The following is a 21127-nucleotide window of genomic DNA, read 5'->3' on the forward strand; positions in this document are numbered from 1 at the left end:
AATTTAACCCAAAAACGACATTTTATCTTTTCAAACTAGAAGAAGTGTGGTTTAATATGAATGAATCGCGTTTCATTTGTTTCAGAAGTTGTTTCAGGTAGTATCAGGGGGGATTTCGTGGCCAACATCAAGGATGTCGCAAAATTGGCTGGCGTATCTCCAGCAACCGTATCAAGAGTGTTATCGAATAAAGGCAATACCTCGGAAGACGTCCGGGCAAGAGTCCAGATGGCGATTCGGAAGACGAACTATGTTCGCACCGGAGGCGCCAGGCCTCTCATCGCCAGCAACAGGACCATTTGCTTGACTATCGCCCGAAACTCGACGCATATCTTCGGTAACCCGTTCTTTGACAGCGTGCTGTACGGGGTATCGAGCGCTGTTGAGCAGCATGGCATGGACTTGCAGCTGGCGGTGTTCCACAACGTCGATCGGCAGATCGAGAAATGCTTGCAGCTGTACAAGCAAAACAAGGTCGATGGGTTCATCTTGACCGGGATTTTGTCGGCTGACAAGGATCGGCTACTGCGAACCTTTCATGAGGAGCATATTCCGTTCGTCATTATCGGCCGCACGTTCCGCCATGACGTATTCTCCGTCCATAACGATAATATGCGGGACGGATATATGGCCGCCCGGCATCTGATTGACACCGGATACCGGAATCTCGTTGTATTGACGCAGGACACGCAGTTGGATGTTTTCGCGGCGAGAATATCCGGTTATAGCCAAGCAGTACAGCAAGCCGGACTGGACGCGAGCCCCGAGCGTATCGTGCAGGCGGGACCGGAAGAAGAGGATATCATGGATGCGCTGCAGCGTCTCTTTGATGAAAACTTCGCCGTTGACAGCGTTATCACGATGGACAGCGTTATGTCGCTTAGTGTATTAAAGTTCTACCAATTGAACGGTCTGTGCGTTCCGGAGGATGTGGGAATTATCGGATTCAATGACGCTCCTTATCTGGTCAAGGTATCCCCGACATTAAGCTGTGTGGAGATGAACGGGGCCAACCTGGGGGCGGAAGCGTTTCATTTGCTGAACGAGATCATGAATGAACCGCAGACGATGAGTCTCAAAAAAAACGTGACGCTTCCATCTAAGCTAATGATTCGTCAATCGACCGCAAGAACTTCCTTGCAGGTCAGATAGAGGCACTTAGGCACAGATCTGCGGGAATGCGACAGGCCCGCAGATCGGATTGCATGTGGTTTCAAAGATTACAGGGCAAGCGAAGGAGCAATTATGGAGTTATTTCTAGTACGGCATGGACAATCAGTCGGCAATACGCAGCCGGACCGGGATATGCCAGATTCGCCGCTGACCGAGCAGGGCCATGCTCAAGCCGCTCGCGTGGCGATCTATTTGCGGGAGCGTGGCATCCGTGCCATTTATGCCAGCCCATTGATTCGGGCGATGCAGTCGGCGCAGCCGCTGGCAAGACTACTCGGTCTGCCGATTCATGTGATGAAAGCGTTGTATGAAGTGAGAGAAGGCAGCCGATTTATCGGTCTTTCCCAGCAGTCATTATTGGAGAGCGTCCCGGAAGCTATATTCGAGGACACGATGGAGACGGATGGATGGGAATGCCTGGGGGGAGATCGCCCCGAGACCGTCGGGCGGCGCGCGCAGGAAGCGCTGCGGCAGCTCCGGGCGTGCAGAGAGGAGCGGATTGCGGTATTCTGTCACGGCAATTTTAATGAATATCTTCTCCGCGAAACGCTCGGCATTCCATCAGCCGCACATATCCGTTTTCCTCAAGAAAATACGGGGGTAAACCATATCGTTTTTGGTGAGGAAGAGACCGAACTGCTGAAGTTGAACGATACGGGGCATCTACGGATCGGGGAGTACGAACGGGCAGGCTTGGCTGCCGGCAGCTTTCGGAGCGGATAAATCTAACAACACAGAGGAGAACATGATCTATGCACTTATATGTCATTCGCCATGCACAATCGACGATGAATATTGGACAAGGAGGCGGGCCGAACTGCAGTTTGTCGGAAGTAGGACGATGGCAGGCGGAGCAGATCCCTTTGTTTTTTAAGGATATCAAACTGGATGTGATATTTTGCAGCCCGCTGCGCAGAGTCATTCAGACGGCGACACCTTTTGCTAAGGACCAGGGTCTAGGGATTGTACTAATTCCTGAAATGTCCGAGATTTTCAATGAGGAATGGAAAGACTACCGGGATTACGATTGGGAAGCCTGCTCGCAGATTGTGGAGGACTTCCCGCATACGAAATTCGTGGAATATCAGGATATGCAGCAAAAATGGTGGCCGACCTGGCCGGAGAATCATGCGATCGTACGCAAACGCGTCCAGAAATTTGTTGATGCGAAGCTGACCTCTTATTACGGAACCGACGCGCATATTGTAGTATTCGGACATGGTCAGTCGACCTCGGATTTGAAGCAAATCGTCAATCCTGGGGACATTCATCCCGTATATAATGCGGCGATTGTGCACTATGTTCTCGGTTCGCAAGGCCAATGTGAGCGTGCATCGTTGCATAAAGACCATCTTGGTCCGCACGTATACGAATAGATTTCAATCATAAACTCAAGGGGGAACTTAAGTATGGCAAAGAAAATGTTATTGCTGCTGCTCTCATTTACCGTCGTTTTGTCGCTTGCGGCCTGCGGGCCGAAGCGTGATGCGGAACAGGCCAAACCGGATACGGCCCAGCAACAAGAAGGGGGGATGCCGCCGAAGCCGGACCGTCTGAAAATATGGGGACCTGAAAATGAGCCTGAATTAAATTCAATGCGGGCCATTACGAAAAAATTTACCGAGAAGACGGGCATTAACGTGGAAGTCATTCCGTTCAACCCGCGCGAACAAGCGAAAGCGTTCTCACTCGATGGACCGGCCGATCGCGGGCCTGATCTGTGGAGCGCCACCCATAATTCCATGGGCCGCAACGTGCTGCAAGGGCTGGCCGAGCCGTTCCAGATCAGCGAAGAGCAGATTAGCGAGTATTCGCCTGAGGCGATCCAGGCTGTAACCATTAACGGCGAAATATATAACCTGCCAATGGTTATCGAGACGACAGCCTTGTTCTACAACAAGGAGCTTATGCCGAAGGCGCCGGAAACATGGGAAGAACTGGAGAAATTCGCTTTGGAGTTCACCGATGTATCGAAGGATGAATATGGATTATTGTTCGATGCTACGAATTTCTATTACGCCAACATGTTCCTGCAGGGCAATGGCGGTTATATTTTCGGATATGACAAAGATACAGGCTATAACGTGGACGATATCGGCCTGAATAATGAAGGCGCTGTCCAAGGCGCAAATCTGATCAAATCATGGTTCGAAAAGGGGCTTATTCCGGAATCGATTAATGGTGACGTGATCGACGGCTTGTTCAAAGAAGGAAAGGTTGGTGCCGTCGTCTCGGTGCCATCATCGATCAAAAATTATGAATCGGTGCTTGGAGATAAGTTGGGTGCCATGCCGCTGCCGAAGCTTGCTAACGGTAAACGTCCGCCTTCCTTCCTGGGTGTCAAAGGACTGGTGCTGTCCCCATTCTCTAAAAATAAGGAATGGGCGACCGAGTTAGCTCTGTTCATTACCAATGACGAGAACGGCGCGAGCCATTTCGAAACGGCAGGAGAAATTCCAGCGCGTCCTGGGATTTTGGAAAGCGATCTCATTACGAAGCACCCTTACTTCTCGGCTGTGGCGGAGCAGTCCAAATTCGCTACACCAACACCGAATAATCCGGAAATCTCCCAGACATGGGAACCGATGAAAAATGCGCTCGTGTTCCTGGCAAAAGGTCAGGACACCAAAGAGGTGCTGGATGAAGCAGTCGTCCAAATCAAAGAACAAATCGCGATCAACAACGCCAATAAATAAGGAATGATGATCGGATTGGGGTGCGGGTTTCGCACCCCAATCCACTTGACGTTGCATTGCGGATGTCAACGAGGAGGCTTGATTAGATTGGGAGAACCGCAGACACGAACCGACAAGCCGAAAACCAGTTCGCATAACCCAAAGTTGGCGATGCTGATGTCCGGTATTCCGGGGCTTGGGCAACTGTATAACCGGAGATATATAAAGGGTTCATTATTTTTTATTTTATTTTTATCTTTCTTTTTCGTTTTCGCTGATTTTTTGAACATCGGGTATTGGGGGCTTTGGACGCTGGGCACGTTGCAAGGTGTAGACGACTCACGTTCCTTGCTCATTCAAGGCATTATTTCGATCATATTGACCATTTTCTTTGTTGTTTTCTACTGGATTAACCTGACAGATGCGCGCAATGACGCTCAGAAAATCCGCGAAGGCTGGAAGGTAACGACGATCCGCGAAGGCTATAAGCAGGCATGGGATAAAGGGGTTCCATATCTATTCGTCGGGCCCGGCATCTTCATGGTTACGTTCGTGCTTATTTTGCCGCTATTGTTCATGGTCTCCTTGGCATTTACAAATTACAACATTTATAATTCGCCACCCCGTCATTTGCTGGATTGGGTAGGGTTTGAAAATTTCAAAAATATTTTTTCCATTCCGATTTGGCGCAATACGTTCTTCTCCGTGCTGTCGTGGACGCTCGTATGGACGTTTGTCGCGTCGACGCTGCAGATTGCGCTCGCCTTGTTTTTGGCGGTGATCGTGAACGACAAGCGCGTCAAATTCAAAAAATTCATTCGGACGATGCTCATTCTGCCATGGGCCGTTCCTTCATTCGTATCCATCCTCGTGTTTGCCGCGATGTTCAATGATCAATTCGGCGCGGTGAACCGGCAAATATTGGGCCCGTTAGGCTTGTCCATTCCGTGGATGTCCGATCCGCTATGGACGAAGGTAGCCATTATTATTATTCAAGTTTGGCTGGGCTTCAGCTTTGTGTTCGCCTTGTTCACGGGGGTGCTCCAAAGTATATCAGGCGACTGGTACGAGGCGGCGGAGGTTGACGGAGCGAGCAAGTGGCAAAGATTCCGCTTCATTACGCTCCCACATGTCCTGTTCGCGACAGCTCCGCTGCTCATTATGCAATATACGGGCAATTTCAATAACTTCAACTTGATTTACTTGTTCAACCAAGGCGGTCCGCCGGTGCGCGGCCAGACGGCAGGGTCGACGGATATCGTCATTTCATGGGTGTACAAGCTAACCTTTGAAACGTTGAACTACAATATGGCAGCCGTCATTTCCATTATTCTGGGTCTGATTGTGGCAACCGTCGCCTTTTTCCAATTCAGGAGAACCCGATCGTTCAAGGAAGGGGGCAACATCTAATGAGTACGAGATGGAAATCAAGATTGGAGCTCACCGGCATTTACGCGTTCATTTTGTTCATGTTCGTCGTGATTGCGTATCCGCTAGTATGGGCTATGGGCGTCTCGCTAAATCCGGGGACCAGTTTATACAGTGCAAAAATAATTCCGGAGAACTGGTCGACGGAGCATTACTCCTGGTTGTTCTCCAGTCCGGACAGTCAATATGCGCTGTGGTACAAAAATACGCTGATTGTCGCCAGCTGGAAGACGGTGCTGTCGCTTATCGTGACGACGTTCCTGGCGTATGCGTTCTCGCGTTATAACTTCAGAGGGCGCAAGAACGGTCTGTACGCGCTTCTGCTGATCAAGATGTTCCCTGTATTGATGGGGATGGTCGCGATTTATATTTTGCTCAACCTCTTAGGACTGCTGGATACGCTGGCTGGCTTGATTCTGGTCTACGTCGGATCCTCCATTCCAATGCACGCGTTTTTGATCAAAGGCTATTTCGACACGATCCCGCGGGATTTGGACGAGTCGGCCAAGATTGACGGAGCGGGCCATTTCCGGATTTTCTTCCAGATTATTTTGCCGCTGGCGAAGCCGATTCTGGCCGTGGTTGCCTTGTTCAATTTTATGACGCCGTTCATGGACTTCCTGCTGCCGCGGATCGTCATTCGAAGCTCGGAGAACTATACACTCGCCGTCGGCTTGTTCAACCTGGTCAATCAGGAATTCAGCAACAATTTCACTCGGTTCGCAGCGGGATCGATGCTTATCGCCATTCCGATTGCCGTGGTGTTCCTGTTCCTGCAGCGTTTCCTTATTTCCGGGCTGACTGCGGGGGCAACGAAAACATAGGGAAGCGAGCTAGAGTTAGAACCTGTGGGAGTTTATATGTGCAAATTAGATTAGAACAGTAGTGACGAGAGGGGGAGATACGGTGACAAGCCCTTGGACGTTGGACACGGCAAGTATATGTCTGCGATTGCTTCTTGCGCTTGTGCTTGGAGGCATTATCGGCTTCGAGCGGGAGATGAATCAGCATGCTGCCGGATTCCGCACCAATATTTTGGTATGCATCGGCTCTTCGCTCATTATGCTGCTGTCCATTTATGGCTTCAACGCCTTCGTCGATGAGCCGAATGTTCGGATTGATCCGGCCCGTCTGGCGGCACAGGTCATCAGCGGCATTGGCTTCCTCGGCGCGGGGACGATTATTCGAACAGGCATGTCCGTCAAAGGACTGACTACGGCCGCTACGCTCTGGGTAATGGCCGCGATAGGACTTGCGGTAGGCGCAGGATTTTATCTCCCGGCCATTTTAACCTGCGGGCTCGTGTTCGTCTCCTTGCAGGTGCTGAACAAAATCGAGCTTCGTTATCTGGTAGCAAATAAGGCGCTGTTGGTAGAAGTAACCTGTTCCGGAGGCCCGGATACGCTGGGCATGATTTCGAAGCAACTGATTGCGGAGCAGGTGGAGATCCGGAACATGAACGTGGCCGATGCGGAGTCGCCGGAACCGATGGAAGAGGCAGCTCCACCGCTGCAGATGATGATCACAATTGTGATGCCGAAAAAAAAGCTGATAAGCGATCTAGTTGAGCTCTTGAAGGCGATACCGGGCGTGACTGCTGTAAAAATAGAGTAACACTTGGATGAAAGGGAATTGAATTGAAGCCGGGAATGAGAGAGAGGGCGGAATATCCGCCCTCTCTTACTTCATGTATGGGATGAGGAATGTCTTGTCCGTTGTGTCGATTGGCGCACGATAAGCTCGGAAGGCAGCGTTACCGTCTTGTTCTTATTAATACGCTCAGGATCGTCCATCAGCTCGATGAGCATCTCCAGCGCTTCTAGACCGAGATGCTCCCCTCGAATGGTCGTGCAGCTGATCGCTGGGGAGATTTTGCTCAGAAAGGCGGCATCGTTGAAGCCGATGATGCCGACATCTTCCGGAACGCGCAAATCGCGCTCCCGGCAATACTTCAATACACCGAGCGCCAACACGCTGTCAGCGGCGATAATCGCGTCGAATGCTCTGCCTCCGGAGCTGTATTCGTCCAGAGCGGCAATCATGTCCTCTTCCTTCGAGCCGCACAAGACGACGTCGTCGTCTCCCGCCACTAGGCCGTTGCTGTGCAGCGCTTGCTTGTACCCTGCGATCCGGTCGCGTACGACATCGACGTCCAGACTCTCGGTCAGGAACACGATACGCCGGTACCCCTCGTCCAGCAAATGCTGGGCCGTGACATACCCATCCCGGAAATTATCGCTATGAATGCAAAAAACATTGTGCTGCAGACTGCGCCCGATCATGACGAATGGAATGGAATGCTGCTGCAGGCTTTGAATCAGCGAGCTTTTGTCCGCCGACATGACGCCGGATAAAATAAAGCCATTCACTCTTTTGTTCCGGTATAGCGCCAAGCATTTCTCGATTTGTTGATCGACAGAGCGAAAGGCGGAAATCTGCAATTCATATCCGTATTTTTGAGTAGCGTTGGATAAACCAAGGAGCACATTGGAATAGTACGGATTCCCGAAAATTTCGCTAGGTTCACGTGCGATTGTATAGCAGATGGTGCGGGATTCGCCGCCTGGAGCGTTCGGCTTCGCCTTGGGGTTGTGCACATACCCGAGCTCCCGTATCGCTTTCTCTACTTTTTCATTCACTTCGGAGGATGTGTTTCCTTTGTCCGTAAGAACCCGCGATACGGTCGCCGGCGATACACCCGCTGCACGTGCTATATCTCTTACCGTTGGCAAGTCCCCGCCTCCTCTTCTACGGAATCATAATAATCGCATTGCCTCTTTTTGGCTCATCATTTTATAATACGACGAAAACGTCCGGTAATTCAACATGGGGACAAATAAAAAGCCGCCGTATGAGCAGGTCAATACGAGCAGCTTGTTGATACAATGAGTTTATATCACGGTGACGGAATAACTTAGCTGCGAAGCACTCTATCGATAATCAAAATGGCCCTTTAAACACGATATGCATGCATTGCGAAGGACAAGAATCGTATCTTTATCATATCTGATTTCCAGTTAAAAATCAAAGATGGTCAAACTTTTATTCCAACTTTTTGGTGCCGCTATCCGGGTTGATGCGACTTGGCTTATATTTTTCGCAAAAAAAACGCTATCGTTCATAGAGAAGAACGATAGCGTTTCAACTTGTATGTGGTTTTTAGCGGCAATTACTTCGCGTTGTCGTAGCGTTTGCCAACTTCTTCCCAGTTTACAACATTCCAGAAAGCGGAGATGTAATCTGGGCGTTTGTTTTGATATTTCAGGTAGTAAGCATGCTCCCAAACGTCCAATCCAAGGAGAGGAGTTTGACCTTCCATGATCGGGCTGTCTTGGTTAGGAGTGCTGGTTACAGCCAGTTTGCCGTCTTTCAACACGAGCCATGCCCAACCGCTTCCGAAGCGGGTAGTAGCTGCTTTTGCGAAGTCTTCTTTGAACTTATCGAAGCCGCCAAGCTCGCTGTCGATCGCTTCAGCCAAAGCGCCGGTAGGATTGCCGCCGCCGTTTGGTCCGATAATTTCCCAGAAGAGGGAGTGGTTTGCATGGCCGCCGCCGTTGTTGCGAACAGCAGTGCGGATGCTCTCTGGAATAGCGTCAAGGTTACTGATGAGTTCTTCCAGCGATTTGTTCGCAAATTCAGGAGCGTTCTCAAGCGCTGCATTCAAATTGGTAACATAGGTGTTATGGTGGCGATCATGGTGAATCTCCATCGTCTGTGCGTCGATGTGAGGCTCGAGCGCGTTGTTTGCGTAAGGAAGCTGTGGTAATTGAAATGCCATAATGAAAATACCTCCTGTAAATATAGTTTTTTTTTGGTTATGATTAAAGGGCCTTCCTAGATCTGGAAGCCTTTATCACCCGGAGAAATAAAATATGTAATTCGGCTACATACATATATTAAACCGTTCGGGGGGATTAAATCAACTTTTATGTTTGAAAAGTCGGAGGTGAACCCGTTTTTAACACAAAAACTTGTATAAAGACATCTTTCGATACATATAACACGCAAACTTTATGACGAAACCTTTCGTTACATGTATAACCGTAAACAAATCCATTAACCTGACCATGAAACTTGGAGAGTGGATATGGCGGATCTGAAGGGAGTATTTCTATAAATGAATACTAAAATGGTCAAAGTGACAGCCATTTTGCTAGGCGCGATGTTGGCTGCTTCACCGCAAGCCGATGCGGCAGCCGGAAAGACGCAAACCGTGCCGGTCTCGGCAAAGAAAACGTTAACTCCGATCGGGAACATAGGGCTCGGTAACAGTGTCTCTGCAGCTCTAGAGCATGCAGATGTCTGGCAGCAGAACGGCAGCCATGTGGCTGTCTTTACGCTGAATTATAAAAATAAGGGCAAAAGCACAGCACGGCTTGTAACTTATTTTCCTAGAGTGGTGCTGCCCGACGGTTCTGTGACCGCAGCAAATCCGGTTACCCGCGACATCACTAAAAAAGGGGTTGAACCCGGCCAAAGTTTAAGCGTGACCTACTATGCCAAGATTAGTACAAGCTCCTTATCCGGCATGAAGGTGGCTATGGATGTATGGAATCCGAAAGTCAAAGGCTATCTGCAGCGTGTAGGAGCGTATAAATTACCGACAAACTATTCACCCGCTGTGGCACCCGGGACGAGCACTATGCTGAAGCTGGGCGGAACACCGGTTACCGTTCAGACAGAGTCTCTGCAGATCATTAAGTATAACGGCAAAGTAATGGCTAAAGTCGGCATGTACATTACAAATCGCGGTGGAATGGCATGGACAGATAGCAGTTACAATCCGTATTTGGTGACAGGAAGCGGCACATCTTTTCTTCTTCAACGGGAAGCCGGAAAAGATGGATCACCAGTTCAACCGAAAGAAAAGAAGCTCGTTTATTACATAACTGAAATTCCTTCATATCTTAAAACAACGGATCTGCGCTTTCAGTGGACGGAAAACGACGAGACACTAAAGCTAGCTCTGCCAGTCGCAGCATTCAAGCTTCCTGCCGCCACAGCTCCCACATGGGATATAGCTCCGGGATCGGTTAAAACGTTGACACTCCAAGGGAATCGTGTTGACGCTAGAGTCCGTAAGGCTACTCTACGGGCATCCGATGATCAGGCCGTATGGAATATTGAAATAGCTTTTAAAAATAAGGGAAATAAACCGGCCCAGGTACCTGCCTACGAGTATGCAATTAAAGCTTCTGAAGGTTCCTTCCATCCTTACGTCCCCGCTGATAAAACAGCAGCGATAACACTCCGGCCTAAGGAAGAAAAAACGATTTCAATGGAAATTTCACTTCCACTCAATCTGAAGCAGGATCGGTTAAAGCTGCAAATGATTGAATCGTCTGGCTCCGATCTTCCGGCCAAACCGCCTGCCGATTCAGATGAATCTGGAAGCACGACAACTGCTACCGACAACTCCGGAAGAATGATTGTGCCGATTGCATACTTCAGCCTGTCTTACCAAGAGGAACATAAAGCATCCATCGGCGTGGAATACGACGCGCAGACAGCAAACGGGTTTGCATACACCGTGGAATCCATGCAGCGCCTGCCTTGGCAGGATACAGATCTCATTGTTGCCAAACTGCGTCTGCGTAATACACATGACTCGAACTCATCGCTGCTGCCTGAATTGAAAGTGAATGTAAAAGCGGATGAAAGAACGGTTTTGGCTGGCTCCGAGGTTATTGCGGACGAGCAGGGCTCCTTGATTGCCCCTGGGGGATCGGCCGAGGTGTATGTCATGACACGGATTCCGTATACCAAAAATATTCGTTCACTTCGCTTTGAGCTGTTTACCCAAAAAGACACGGCCAAATCGCCTTTCCTTACTCTGACCACATCAGGAACCATGCGGTCGATCGAGGCTTTGGAAAAAGGAAAGTCTTATTCCATCAAGACCCCGGGTAAACGGGCGGATGCCCAAGAACGGCGGACAGTCATATATGATGGCACGGACTCAGATATTATTTACACCGAGTTAACGCTCACAAGCGGCGAGCAGCGCCGGGTGCAGGCCGCGCGGCTGAAAGGATATTTCCAAAGCACAGACGGAAACATTTATGAAGCCGATACCGTACAGCCGGAAACCGCGCTTCAACCCGGTGCCAAGCAATCGGTTGTCTTTTGGGCAAGGGTGCCGAAGGGCGCAGCAAGCGATATAAGTCTTGCTGTGGGTACTGCGATGTCTGGAGGGAAGCTTGCTGAAACGGGCAAAGACATAACCGGTGTCCTGGCTGTGAAGAAGCTGCAGCTGAATCCGGTGAGACCGGCCGTAAGCTCGGGACTAACCCAGTTAGATTGGTTCCCTTACAAGGTTTCGGTTACTAACGCGGTGGGTCATCTTCAGGAAGGCAGTTCTACGATTTCGCTGAAGGTCACTTTTGACGTGAAGCGCAGTGAGAGCATTACGGCGGCTGATGCCGGTCACAAGCTGATTTTAATCATCACGGACCAGCTAGGAAATACACAGGAGCGCACGCTTACGCCGGGCACAGACATTCAGGTTCCAGGCACGCGGTCTGCTTCTTTTGAACTGACTGATGAGTTATATAAGAAGCTCAGAAGCGGCGGATTTAAGTTGACACTGGTGGATGAATTCCAGAATGAACGGATTACGCTTGGCAGCCAAAGTTATGGTCTGAAGGTGCAGCTGAACGAGGATCCGTATGAAGATAGGTAAAATCAAGGACCAGAAAGGAAACGCGAACATGCTGCGTTTGGAAAATGTATCGCATAGCTTCAAAAACGGCAATGAAGTGCTGCAGGTGCTTCATAACATTCAGTTTGAAGTCCAAAAAGGAGAGATGATTGCTCTTCTCGGGAGCTCCGGATCGGGCAAGTCCACTCTGCTCAATCTGATGGCAGGGCTGATGAAGCCGACAGAAGGCCATATTTATATTGCTGATCAGGATATTGTTAAATTTGGGGAAAACAAGCTCGCAGTATTTCGGCGCAAGCACATCGGATTTATTTTTCAGGCATATGAACTCATTCCTACATTAACGATTCGGGAAAACGTAGAGCTTCCGCTTGTGTTTCAGTCCGTTTCACCGTCTAAACGCCGCAAGAAAGCGATGGAGCTTCTTGAAATGACGGGGATTGGCGATAAGTCCGGAATGTATCCGGCCCAGCTGTCCGGCGGACAGCAGCAGCGTGTTAGTATTGCGCGTTCGCTGATCACTGAGCCTTCCGTTATTTTTGCGGACGAGCCGACAGGCAACTTGGATACTAAAACAGAAGAGGAAATTATCAGTATCATGATGAACCTCAACCAATCGATGAACACGACCTTTGTCATCGTAACCCATGAGATGGAAGTCGCCGCGCAGATGAAAAAAACGATCATGCTCCGTGACGGTTTTTTGGTGCAGCCGGAGGACTATCAGGCCCCCAAAACAGTTGATAAGGCGATGTATTCTGTCCCGGTTTTGTCCGGTGCCCCGGCCTGCGCGGATGAGGGAGGCGATGGCAAGTGAGACTTGCAGACAGTATGCGGCTGGCATGGGGTCAGATTAAGCGCCGTAAAGTAGTTACTGCCTTATGCATGACCGGTATTTCCATCGGCTGTGCGGCGATTATTGTTGCCCTTAGCCTCGGTAACTCCGCTCAGAGCTATTTGGAGAAAGAGATTATAGGGAGCCTGAAGCTTGACGAAATTAATGTTACCCCCCAAAGCTCGGGCGGTGGCGGTGGCGGTGGCGGTGGCGGTGCCAGTGGATCGGGCGAATCCGCCGGATGGGACCGCGGCTTGCTTACAGACGATAAGCTTGAAGTGATTAAAGGCTTTGATCATGTTAAATCCGCGATAGCTACTAAACGGGTCGGAAACTTTAGGTCCATATCGTCAGATAATTTAGTTAACCAAAACCTGTCTCTTGTCGCCATGGATCTCTCGCAGCTTAAAGAACAGGGGAATAAGTTTAAACAGGGTGGCCCTTTGGAGCAGCTTGGTGCCGTTGTGTTCAACTATGGAGCCACAACAGGGTGGATCGATAAGCAGACAAGTGAACGATTGAACCAAATGATGAGTACAGATCCCGAAAACCCGAAGCTGTGGGAAGAATGGCAAATGTATGAAAGCATGGTTTCGGATATGTACGGCAAAAACATTCAAATGGAGCGATGGGAGAACGAAAAGACAGTACTCAGCCCGCAGCTTTATGTAGGGGGCGTGCTCGATGTCCCCGTGGGAGAAAATGCTCAATTTGCTTTTTATGATCGTCAGGCATATGTATCTTTTGAAACCGCGGAATGGCTTAGCAACAGCCTAAGTCCACAGGGAGGCACGGCTCCGAAACAGCGGGTATACGATTCCCTTACGATTAAAGTGGATGATCTCGAAAGCATTAAGCCGCTGGAAGAATTGATTCAAAAGCTTTCGCTCAACGCGAGTGACAATTTGATGATGCGCGATCAGATTGCCTCTCAAATGAACACATTTAAGGCGATCGCACTGGGCGTTGGTGTATTCATTCTGTTATTGGCCTCCATATCTATTATTGTTGCCATGACGATGTCTACGCATCAGCGTCGACGGCAAATCGGCATTATGAAAGTGCTCGGGGCCAATATGCCGCAGATCCGCAACATGTTCATTGTTGAAGCCAGTTTGCTTGGGTTTTTGGGCGGTCTGCTTGGTATCGTATTCGCTAATTTGATTGTCACCGGGCTGAATTCATTCATTACAGCTTCTGCAGGCATGTCGGGGCTGCAGGTTATAGTTACACTGGACACGCTGCCCATTGGAATTGCATTCGCTGTGATGACAGGGGTCATGTCAGGTATTTATCCGGCGATCAGCGCCGCAAGAACCAATGCATTGCTCGCGATTAAGCGGGATTAGGATTATGAATTAGCATCGGAAAGGGAGCTAAGGAGCATGAAGAAGATCATAAAATGGACGGTGCTTGTCGCTGTTCTGGCCTTCGTGGGCTATTGGGGATATGGAAAGATGAAGCCGGCAGCACCTGTCGATCCCATGATGGAAGCGCCGCAGGTCATTTCATTTCCTGTAACCGAGGAAACCATCATGTCGACCGTTCAGGTCAAGGGCAGGTCCGAGTATGGACGGGAAACGAATGTATACACACCTTTTGAAGCGAAGGTGTCATCCTGGAAAGTAGTGAACGGCCAACAGATCAAGAAAGGGGACATTCTCTTTAACCTGGAGCAAAAAGAGCTGCGCCAGCAGCTTCAACAGAAGGAAGCAGAGCAGAAGAAGCGGAAGTTGGAGCAGGAGAAGAAGAAGCAGGAGCAGGAGAAGAAGAAGAAGGAGCAGGAACTAGAGGAGTTCATTTTGAATCAGGGTTTGGACAATGCCCCACTTGGAGCTACGGAAGCCGAACGACTTAAGGCGTTAGCCGAGCAACTTAAGACGTTAACCGAGCAGGAAAATGCGCAGCTGAGCAGTCAGCTGGAAGAAGTAAACGACATTATTGAACGTCAGGCGATGGCTGACTTGCATGACAAATTGAATCTGTCTACGTACAGATCACCGGATTCAGGGATTTTTCTGTTCGACAGCACGCAAAAGCCGCAGCCGCAATCGGTGACAGCGAATCAATATATCGGAAAAATAGTTGATTTAAACTCTCTGCGCTTTGTGGCATATGTAGATGAAAATGATGTATTCAGCATTAAACCGGGCATGGCTGTCGAGGTGAAGATGCCTTCCATTAAGGACCTGCGCCTAAAGGGAAAAGTGGTGGAAGTGGCAAAATTCGCTGAGGCGGTCACCCAGGAGAAGCAAACTTCCCAGACACCACAGTTTAAGGTTATCATCTCGCTACCTAAAAATGACCGCTTAATCGGTGGGTTGACGCTCAACGGTGAGATTGTAAGTGAACAGAAGGATAAAGCCATTGTTGTTCCGAAGCTTGCTGTTATGACTGAAGGCGGCGAATCGTACGTTATGGTGGACAAGGGAAATGGTCAAATTGAGCGGCAGGATATTAAGATCGGTATGGTAACGCTGGACAAAACAGAAGTTTTATCAGGACTTAAGGCCGGCGATTCAGTGGTCCTGCAGTAAAAGAAGATTCTATCTTAAAGAGCAGCGCTCTTCTCGGTATTTAGCCGGAAGGGTGCTGTTTTTTTTATAAAGTGAGTCCGGGATACGAATCCATTTTTTTGATTTGAAGGACAAAGATAGAAATTTAGCCAGCGATTAAATGTAACCGCTTCATATAAAGCGTTTTCAAAAGAAAACTCGTGAATTCTGGAGTAATATGTGGTTTAATGGACAAGAACGCAGGATTTTCGCATTTTTTGTAGTAATTATTAATGTTAGGTTTGCATCAACGGAATACTTAATTGTAAGCCGCGTAAACCGCATCATGCTAACGAAAAGGGAGATTTTGAGATGCATGTTCGTTCCTTTCAGTTGAGTGACTGTAACCAAGTAACTGAGCTTTTACAGATTGCTTTGTCGGAAGAATGCTACGAAAATACGATGGAACCTTTTTCCAGACAGCTTGCCTGGGATTCAGACCTGATTATGGTAGCAGAAGAAGATGGCGAAATTGTTGGTGCCTTGATTGGGACCATCGAACGCAATAGTGGGTGTTATTACCGCATTGCCATTCATCCCGATTACCGTAGACAAGGAATTGGAAAGGCCCTTGTCGAGGCTATGGAACAGCGGTTCCAATCCCGTAAGGTCAGCCGGATTCTCGTTGCCGGTGATGAACATAATGCAGCTGCGATGCCGTTGTATGAAGCGATGGGATACGGCGCAAATAAAATCCTGACAGCCTTCCAGAAGCTGAGCATAGTAGCTCAGCCGTAATGGTCAGATCGGATTAAACTGGTTTCACGACATGTGTCCAAATGGACGCGTAAAAGCGGGAAACGACATTTATTTCTATATGAAGCATATCTATCGACCGTTGCAAATGGGAGAGAGATATGCTTTTCTATTAATGTACCAATTTATATAGCGGTCTCCAAGTGGAGGCTAACTTGATAGTAAAGAAGGTGTAGCATGGGACAAGTAATTCCACCGGGTTCGAGCGAGAATGGAGATGCATCGAATTCCCAAGGGAAACCGGCCGAGAAGAACAGTTGGGCTGCTGAGCTGTGGGATTGGGTTAAGACGATTGCCATTGCATTTTGTATCATGGTTCTACTGAATATGTTTGTCTTTAATCTGTCTATGGTTAAAGGAGAATCGATGCAGCCAACACTGGAAGCGTCCGAACGGCTGTTTATCAATAAATTGGTATACCGCTTTGCTGATCCAAACCACGGTGACGTGATTGTGCTGAAGGATCCAAGCACCGGTCCGGACAGAAAGGAATTTCTTGTAAAAAGAGTTGTTGGCCTTCCGGGTGACACGGTCGAGGTCAAGGGACATATTCTTTATGTGAATGGTGAGGCGCAAGAGGAACCTTATACAGACGTTCCGATCGAAGATCCTGATTTTGGTCCGGTTACCTTAGAGGAAGGCCGTTATTTTGTCATGGGCGATAACCGCCATCTTCGAAAGAGCAAGGACAGCCGCGAATTCGGCAGTGTAAAGGAATCGGACATCGTAGGACGGGCGGAGTTTATTCTTTGGCCGTTGTCCAAAATAAAGGGACTGTAAAGCTCAAACAGGAAAGGAGGCGCTGGAGATGACTTCACGACTTGGAGCCTACGCTCCTTCGTCTTCCGTTTGGGAGGAACTGAAAGAGGAGCTGAAGCAGGCTGCGCCCAGCATGGGCATTGATGATATAGGGTTCGCTTCGGCAGACCCGTTTGTGTCGCTGAAATCGATTCTGCAAAAGCACCGGGATAAAGGGTATGAATCCGGGTTCGAAGAGCCTGATCTTGATAAAAGGGTAACTCCCTCACTACCGGGAACGACTCCGGCTTCGATCATTGCAATAGCTGTAGCCTATCCGTCCAAAATGAGCAATCCGCCCAAATCGGAGCCCGGTAAATATCGGGGGATTATGGCCCGCTCGGCTTGGGGTAGGGATTATCACCATGTGTTACGGGAAGCGATGGCGAAGCTTGAGGCATTCATCCGTGAACGTGTTCCGGATGCAGTCCTTGAGAGCATGGTAGATACCGGAGCTTTGGTTGACAGAGCAGTTTCACAACGGGCCGGAATCGGCTTCAGCGCTAAAAACTGTGCTATTATTTCTCCGAAATACGGTTCTTGGATTTACCTTGGTGAAATGGTAACCAGCATTCCTTTTCCGCCGGACTCACCGGTGACGGAAGACTGTGGAGAATGCACCAAATGTATTGATGCTTGCCCTACAGGTGCCCTAGTGGGACCGGGACAGCTTAACGCACAGCGATGTGTATCTTTTCTTACTCAAACTAAAGGATTTCTGGATGAAGAAGTGATGCGCAAAATCGGTAACAGGCTGTATGGATGTGATACCTGTCAAATCGTCTGTCCTAAGAACAAAGGCTTGAACTGGACACATCACGAGGAATTGCAGCCTGATCCCGAAAAGGCAAAGCCGCTTCTTCTCCCAATCCTTGATATGAGCAACCGCGAATTTAAGGAAACATTCGGCGATACTTCGGCAGCATGGCGCGGAAGGAAACCGATTCAGCGCAATGCCGTGATCGCCCTTGGCAACTTTAAAGACGCTTCGGCAGTACCGAAGCTCAGCGAGGTGCTGCTGAAAGATCCGCGTCCGGAGCTGCGGGGAACTGCCGCATGGGCTCTGGGCCGCATTGGAGGCGAAGAAGCTTTGAACAACTTAGAAAAAGGCATGAAATCGGAACAGGATCATAAAGTACGTAACATGCTGACACAAGCCTTGAATAAATTGCAGCCGGATACTAAGGCAGTAGCAGAGACAGAGAAACAAGAAGGCAGCCAGAATTCTTCTTCTCATAAATCAGAAGAAGTGCCGGTATTGGACAACCCTGCGGTCAACACTTCACCGAAGGGAGTAGAACCTATGGCTACCCCGACTATTGAAAGTGATGTTTTGTATTACAATGAGGTACACACGCCGATTGGAACATTGACGGTTGTTGCGTCTGATCTGGGGCTGTGTCTGATTGAGTTTGGCACATTTACCGTCAAAGAGGCTGTGCTGCAGCAGTGGTCGCGGACCTGGGCTGGAGGTGTCGGATATGAGCGCAATGAAGAGCGTCTGGCTGACGTTACATCTCAGATAAAGCAGTATTTTGAGGGGACATTGAAGGAGTTTACGATACCTCTTGATATGCGTGGAACTCAGTTCCAGCTGCAGGTATGGGAAGCCCTTAAGGAAATTCCTTACGGTGAAATCTGTTCATACAAAGATATTGCTGACGCCATAGAACGGCCGAAAGCGGTTCGTGCCGTCGGAGGCGCGAATAACAAAAATCCGGTTCCGATTATCATTCCTTGCCACCGAGTAATTGGAATGGATGGTACGCTTGTGGGTTACGGCGGAGGACTGGAGATCAAACGATCTCTGCTTTCGCTGGAAGGATCGATTCCGGAACGTAAAGGCCTTTAGAAATCAGGCGGTAAAAAGACCGAAGACCCACGGTTTTTTCATTTGCTGTCCTCAAAAGGACATGCTATGATAGGTTCGTATATGCGCCATTAAATGGTAAATATTAGTATGTAAAAGGTGGTCAAGTCATGGATATTGTTATTCCGATTATTACATTAATCGTGGGTCTGGTCGGCGGATTTTTTATCGGTGTGTTTTATCTCCGTAAACAGTTGGAGAAAATGCAAAGTGATCCGCAAATGCTGCAAAAAATGGCTAAACAGATGGGTTACAATCTGAACGGTAAACAAATGCAGAAAGCGCAGCAAATGATGAAAAACCAGCCTGCGCCGGGCAAAGGCCAAGGGCGCAAGCGTAAATAAACAATGAATAGTATAACCGTTTGTTTTTTAACGGAAAGGGGGATATACCGTGGCGGGCGTAAAAGATTATGTTAACAATAAAGTTGGGGAACATCGTGAGCTGATTGAATACCATGTAGAGCAAATTCTTAAGTTGATCGGTGAAGATACCGAGCGAGAGGGATTGCTGGAGACACCTGCCCGCGTGACACGGATGTACGAGGAGATTTTTGCCGGTTACGAGATCGATCCCCGTGACGTGCTCGGCGTCACGTTTGACGAGCAGCATGAGGAATTGGTTATCGTGAAGGACATCGTGTACTACAGCCAATGCGAGCACCATATGGCGCCGTTTTTCGGTAAAGTGCACATCGGTTATGTTCCTAGTGGCAAGATTGCAGGCTTAAGCAAGCTTGCACGCCTGGTAGAGGCGGTTACGCGCCGACTACAAGTACAAGAGCGTATCACTTCCCAGATTGCGAATATTATGGTTGAGGTGCTTCAACCACAAGGTGTTATGGTCGTAGTAGAAGGTGAGCATCTGTGCATGTGTTCTCGCGGCGTTAAGAAACCCGGCAGCAAGACGATTACTTCGGCGGTACGGGGAACATTCCAAAGCGATTCGGCACAGCGCGCCGAATTTATGTCGCTGATTAAGAACTAAGACTCATCTTAGATGAGTGATATAGAGAAGGCTCCGCCGGTTTTTCGGCGGAGCCTTTTTTTGAGAGATAAGAAAGTGATAGAGAGGTTTAGAAAGGCTGCCACATAAGTTTCTTCGCCTGCTCGAAGCGCTCCGCTGCCTCTGGCCAATATACGACGTTCCACCAGTCTTTGATGTAATCCGCGCGAAGGTTTTGGTGTTTGAGATAATAGGCGTGCTCCCATACATCGAGGGCGAGGATAGGGACGACATCCCACTGGGACAAGTTTTGATGTTTTTCAGCCTGCAGTATTTCTAGACGGTGGCTGCGGGGGCTCCAGACCAGGATCGCCCAGCCGCCACCCTCGACCTTGTCCGCCGCTTCCGTAAACTGCTTCTTGAATCGCTCGAAGCTTCCAAAGTCTTTTTTGATTTGCTGTGCAAGCTCTCCCTGGGGAGCTCCGCCGCCCTTCGGGTTCATGATGGTCCAGAATAAAGTGTGAAGATAATGGCCCGCGCCGTTAAACGCAAGCTCACGCTCCCAATGCTTGATCAGATCGAAATTGCCGGTTTTGCGAGCTTCCTCCAGCTTGGTCTCTGCCTTGTTAAGACCGTCAACATAGCTTTGATGATGTTTGTCATGGTGAATGCGCATGGTCTTCTCATCAATGTATGGTTCAAGAGCATTATACGGATAAGGAAGTGGAGGGAGGCGGTGACCTCCGATAGGGACAGGTTGTTGCTTGGAAGGGGGGGAGGAGACGCTTTGGATGACGGCTTCAATTTCTTCGAACTGAAACGGTGTGGCTACCGGATCCTTTGAAACACCTGGGATAAGATCAGGATGATCGATCAGGCGTCTCAGTACCCCGGGTTCGCTGAGCTCATTCAGAACCTCAATGAAATATTCCGACTCCCGGATAATGTGAAGCAGTACCGTATCGGCAAGGGGGACTTGCCTTACGGCAGCACTGTTGCTCTTCATCATATACAGATGGCGTATGAATTCCTTCGATTGTTCGAGGGAGACCCGCAGCAGCAGTTCGATCTGGGCGATAAGTTGTGGAGACAGCGGGCCAGGAGAAGCAAGGACTTGACGGAGCAGCTGATCCGCGGCCTTTTCCGTTTCTCCGAATACAACAGCCCAATCGTCTAGTAGTTTGACATAAGGAGCCTCGAGACCGGGGACAATCGCTTTAATGACTTCCGTATGTTCCATCTCCTGACGTTTCCAGAAGCGGATTTCTTCCAAAATCCTTGCCGGGAGCATCGCTCCGTAAATATACAGCATGAACTATTCCTCCTGTCACATTCCTTCACTATGAAACTATATTCGTATACCAGCCTGTATTATGAAGTTGAACAGCAGAAAAAAGCCCGCATCTGATACCATGAGGCGGACTTTGGGGT

19 protein-coding genes are annotated in these 21127 nt (G+C 49.1%); 16 read left to right on the forward strand and 3 right to left on the reverse strand.

The window, feature by feature from the left end; genetic code table 11:
- The first annotated feature begins 117 nt into the window (after positions 1–117).
- The 7 genes from MNQ98_RS04120 (at position 118) to MNQ98_RS04150 (ending at position 6890) form a co-directional block, all read left to right on the forward strand.
- The gene (locus tag MNQ98_RS04120; RefSeq protein WP_241932042.1) at positions 118–1152 is read left to right on the forward strand and encodes a LacI family DNA-binding transcriptional regulator; all 1035 of its coding nucleotides are present in this window, start codon (positions 118–120) and stop codon (positions 1150–1152) included.
- A gap of 93 nt (positions 1153–1245) precedes the next feature.
- Entirely contained in the window at positions 1246–1896 is a 651-nt protein-coding gene (locus MNQ98_RS04125; protein ID WP_241932043.1) for a histidine phosphatase family protein, read from the forward strand.
- A 29-nt stretch (positions 1897–1925) separates the two neighbouring features.
- Positions 1926–2549, forward strand: coding sequence for a histidine phosphatase family protein (locus tag MNQ98_RS04130; protein ID WP_241932044.1), 624 nt, complete (start codon positions 1926–1928; stop codon positions 2547–2549).
- Positions 2550–2582: 33 nt separating this feature from the next.
- The gene (locus tag MNQ98_RS04135; protein WP_241932045.1) at positions 2583–3869 is read left to right on the forward strand and encodes an extracellular solute-binding protein; all 1287 of its coding nucleotides are present in this window, start codon (positions 2583–2585) and stop codon (positions 3867–3869) included.
- 87 nt (positions 3870–3956) lie between these two features.
- A complete protein-coding gene (locus MNQ98_RS04140; protein WP_277883727.1) occupies positions 3957–5258 on the forward strand; it encodes a carbohydrate ABC transporter permease in 1302 nt (433 codons plus the stop codon).
- Positions 5258–6100 carry a sugar ABC transporter permease gene (locus MNQ98_RS04145; RefSeq protein ID WP_241932046.1) on the forward strand — a complete coding sequence of 281 codons (843 nt, stop codon included), beginning with the start codon at positions 5258–5260 and terminating at the stop codon, positions 6098–6100. The genes MNQ98_RS04140 and MNQ98_RS04145 overlap by 1 nt, the downstream gene beginning before the upstream one ends.
- 82 nt (positions 6101–6182) lie before the next feature.
- A complete protein-coding gene (locus tag MNQ98_RS04150; RefSeq protein ID WP_241932047.1) occupies positions 6183–6890 on the forward strand; it encodes an MgtC/SapB family protein in 708 nt (235 codons plus the stop codon).
- A 71-nt stretch (positions 6891–6961) separates the two neighbouring features.
- Here MNQ98_RS04150 and MNQ98_RS04155 read toward each other — a convergent pair whose 3' ends face one another.
- Together MNQ98_RS04155 and MNQ98_RS04160 are read right to left on the reverse strand one after the other, a co-directional pair.
- A complete protein-coding gene (locus MNQ98_RS04155; RefSeq protein WP_241932048.1) occupies positions 6962–8008 on the reverse strand; it encodes a LacI family DNA-binding transcriptional regulator in 1047 nt (348 codons plus the stop codon).
- A 437-nt stretch (positions 8009–8445) separates the two neighbouring features.
- Positions 8446–9054, reverse strand: coding sequence for a superoxide dismutase (locus MNQ98_RS04160; protein ID WP_208915830.1), 609 nt, complete (start codon positions 9052–9054; stop codon positions 8446–8448).
- 339 nt (positions 9055–9393) lie between these two features.
- Here MNQ98_RS04160 and MNQ98_RS04165 point away from each other — a divergent pair, with 339 nt between their 5' ends.
- The 9 genes from MNQ98_RS04165 (at position 9394) to folE (ending at position 19738) form a co-directional block, all read left to right on the forward strand.
- A complete protein-coding gene (locus MNQ98_RS04165) occupies positions 9394–11958 on the forward strand; it encodes a hypothetical protein (protein ID WP_241932049.1) in 2565 nt (854 codons plus the stop codon).
- Between the two features lie 28 nt (positions 11959–11986).
- Positions 11987–12754 carry an ABC transporter ATP-binding protein gene (locus MNQ98_RS04170; RefSeq protein ID WP_241933843.1) on the forward strand — a complete coding sequence of 256 codons (768 nt, stop codon included), beginning with the start codon at positions 11987–11989 and terminating at the stop codon, positions 12752–12754.
- On the forward strand, positions 12751–14121 hold the full coding sequence (locus MNQ98_RS04175) for an ABC transporter permease (RefSeq protein ID WP_241932050.1): 1371 nt from the start codon (positions 12751–12753) through the stop codon (positions 14119–14121). The genes MNQ98_RS04170 and MNQ98_RS04175 overlap by 4 nt, the downstream gene beginning before the upstream one ends.
- Before the next feature lie 36 nt (positions 14122–14157).
- Entirely contained in the window at positions 14158–15309 is a 1152-nt protein-coding gene (locus MNQ98_RS04180) for an efflux RND transporter periplasmic adaptor subunit (protein WP_241932051.1), read from the forward strand.
- A 330-nt stretch (positions 15310–15639) separates the two neighbouring features.
- On the forward strand, positions 15640–16065 hold the full coding sequence (locus MNQ98_RS04185) for a GNAT family N-acetyltransferase (protein ID WP_208915827.1): 426 nt from the start codon (positions 15640–15642) through the stop codon (positions 16063–16065).
- Positions 16066–16260: 195 nt separating this feature from the next.
- The gene (lepB, locus tag MNQ98_RS04190; protein ID WP_241932052.1) at positions 16261–16863 is read left to right on the forward strand and encodes a signal peptidase I; all 603 of its coding nucleotides are present in this window, start codon (positions 16261–16263) and stop codon (positions 16861–16863) included.
- Between the two features lie 28 nt (positions 16864–16891).
- Complete coding sequence (gene queG, locus MNQ98_RS04195) at positions 16892–18733, forward strand: tRNA epoxyqueuosine(34) reductase QueG (protein ID WP_241932053.1); 1842 nt, start codon at positions 16892–16894, stop codon at positions 18731–18733.
- A 128-nt stretch (positions 18734–18861) separates the two neighbouring features.
- Positions 18862–19095 (forward strand): YneF family protein, encoded by a 234-nt coding sequence (locus MNQ98_RS04200; RefSeq protein ID WP_241932054.1) that lies wholly within the window; start codon positions 18862–18864, stop codon positions 19093–19095.
- A gap of 49 nt (positions 19096–19144) precedes the next feature.
- Positions 19145–19738 carry a GTP cyclohydrolase I FolE gene (folE, locus tag MNQ98_RS04205; RefSeq protein ID WP_241932055.1) on the forward strand — a complete coding sequence of 198 codons (594 nt, stop codon included), beginning with the start codon at positions 19145–19147 and terminating at the stop codon, positions 19736–19738.
- An 88-nt stretch (positions 19739–19826) separates the two neighbouring features.
- Here the strand turns inward: folE and MNQ98_RS04210 are convergent, their stop codons facing one another.
- The gene (locus MNQ98_RS04210) at positions 19827–21008 is read right to left on the reverse strand and encodes a Fe-Mn family superoxide dismutase (protein ID WP_241932056.1); all 1182 of its coding nucleotides are present in this window, start codon (positions 21006–21008) and stop codon (positions 19827–19829) included.
- Positions 21009–21127 lie beyond the last annotated feature (119 nt).

The organism is Paenibacillus sp. N3/727 (assembly GCF_022637315.1).
Lineage (GTDB): Bacteria > Bacillota > Bacilli > Paenibacillales > Paenibacillaceae > Paenibacillus_AQ > Paenibacillus_AQ uliginis.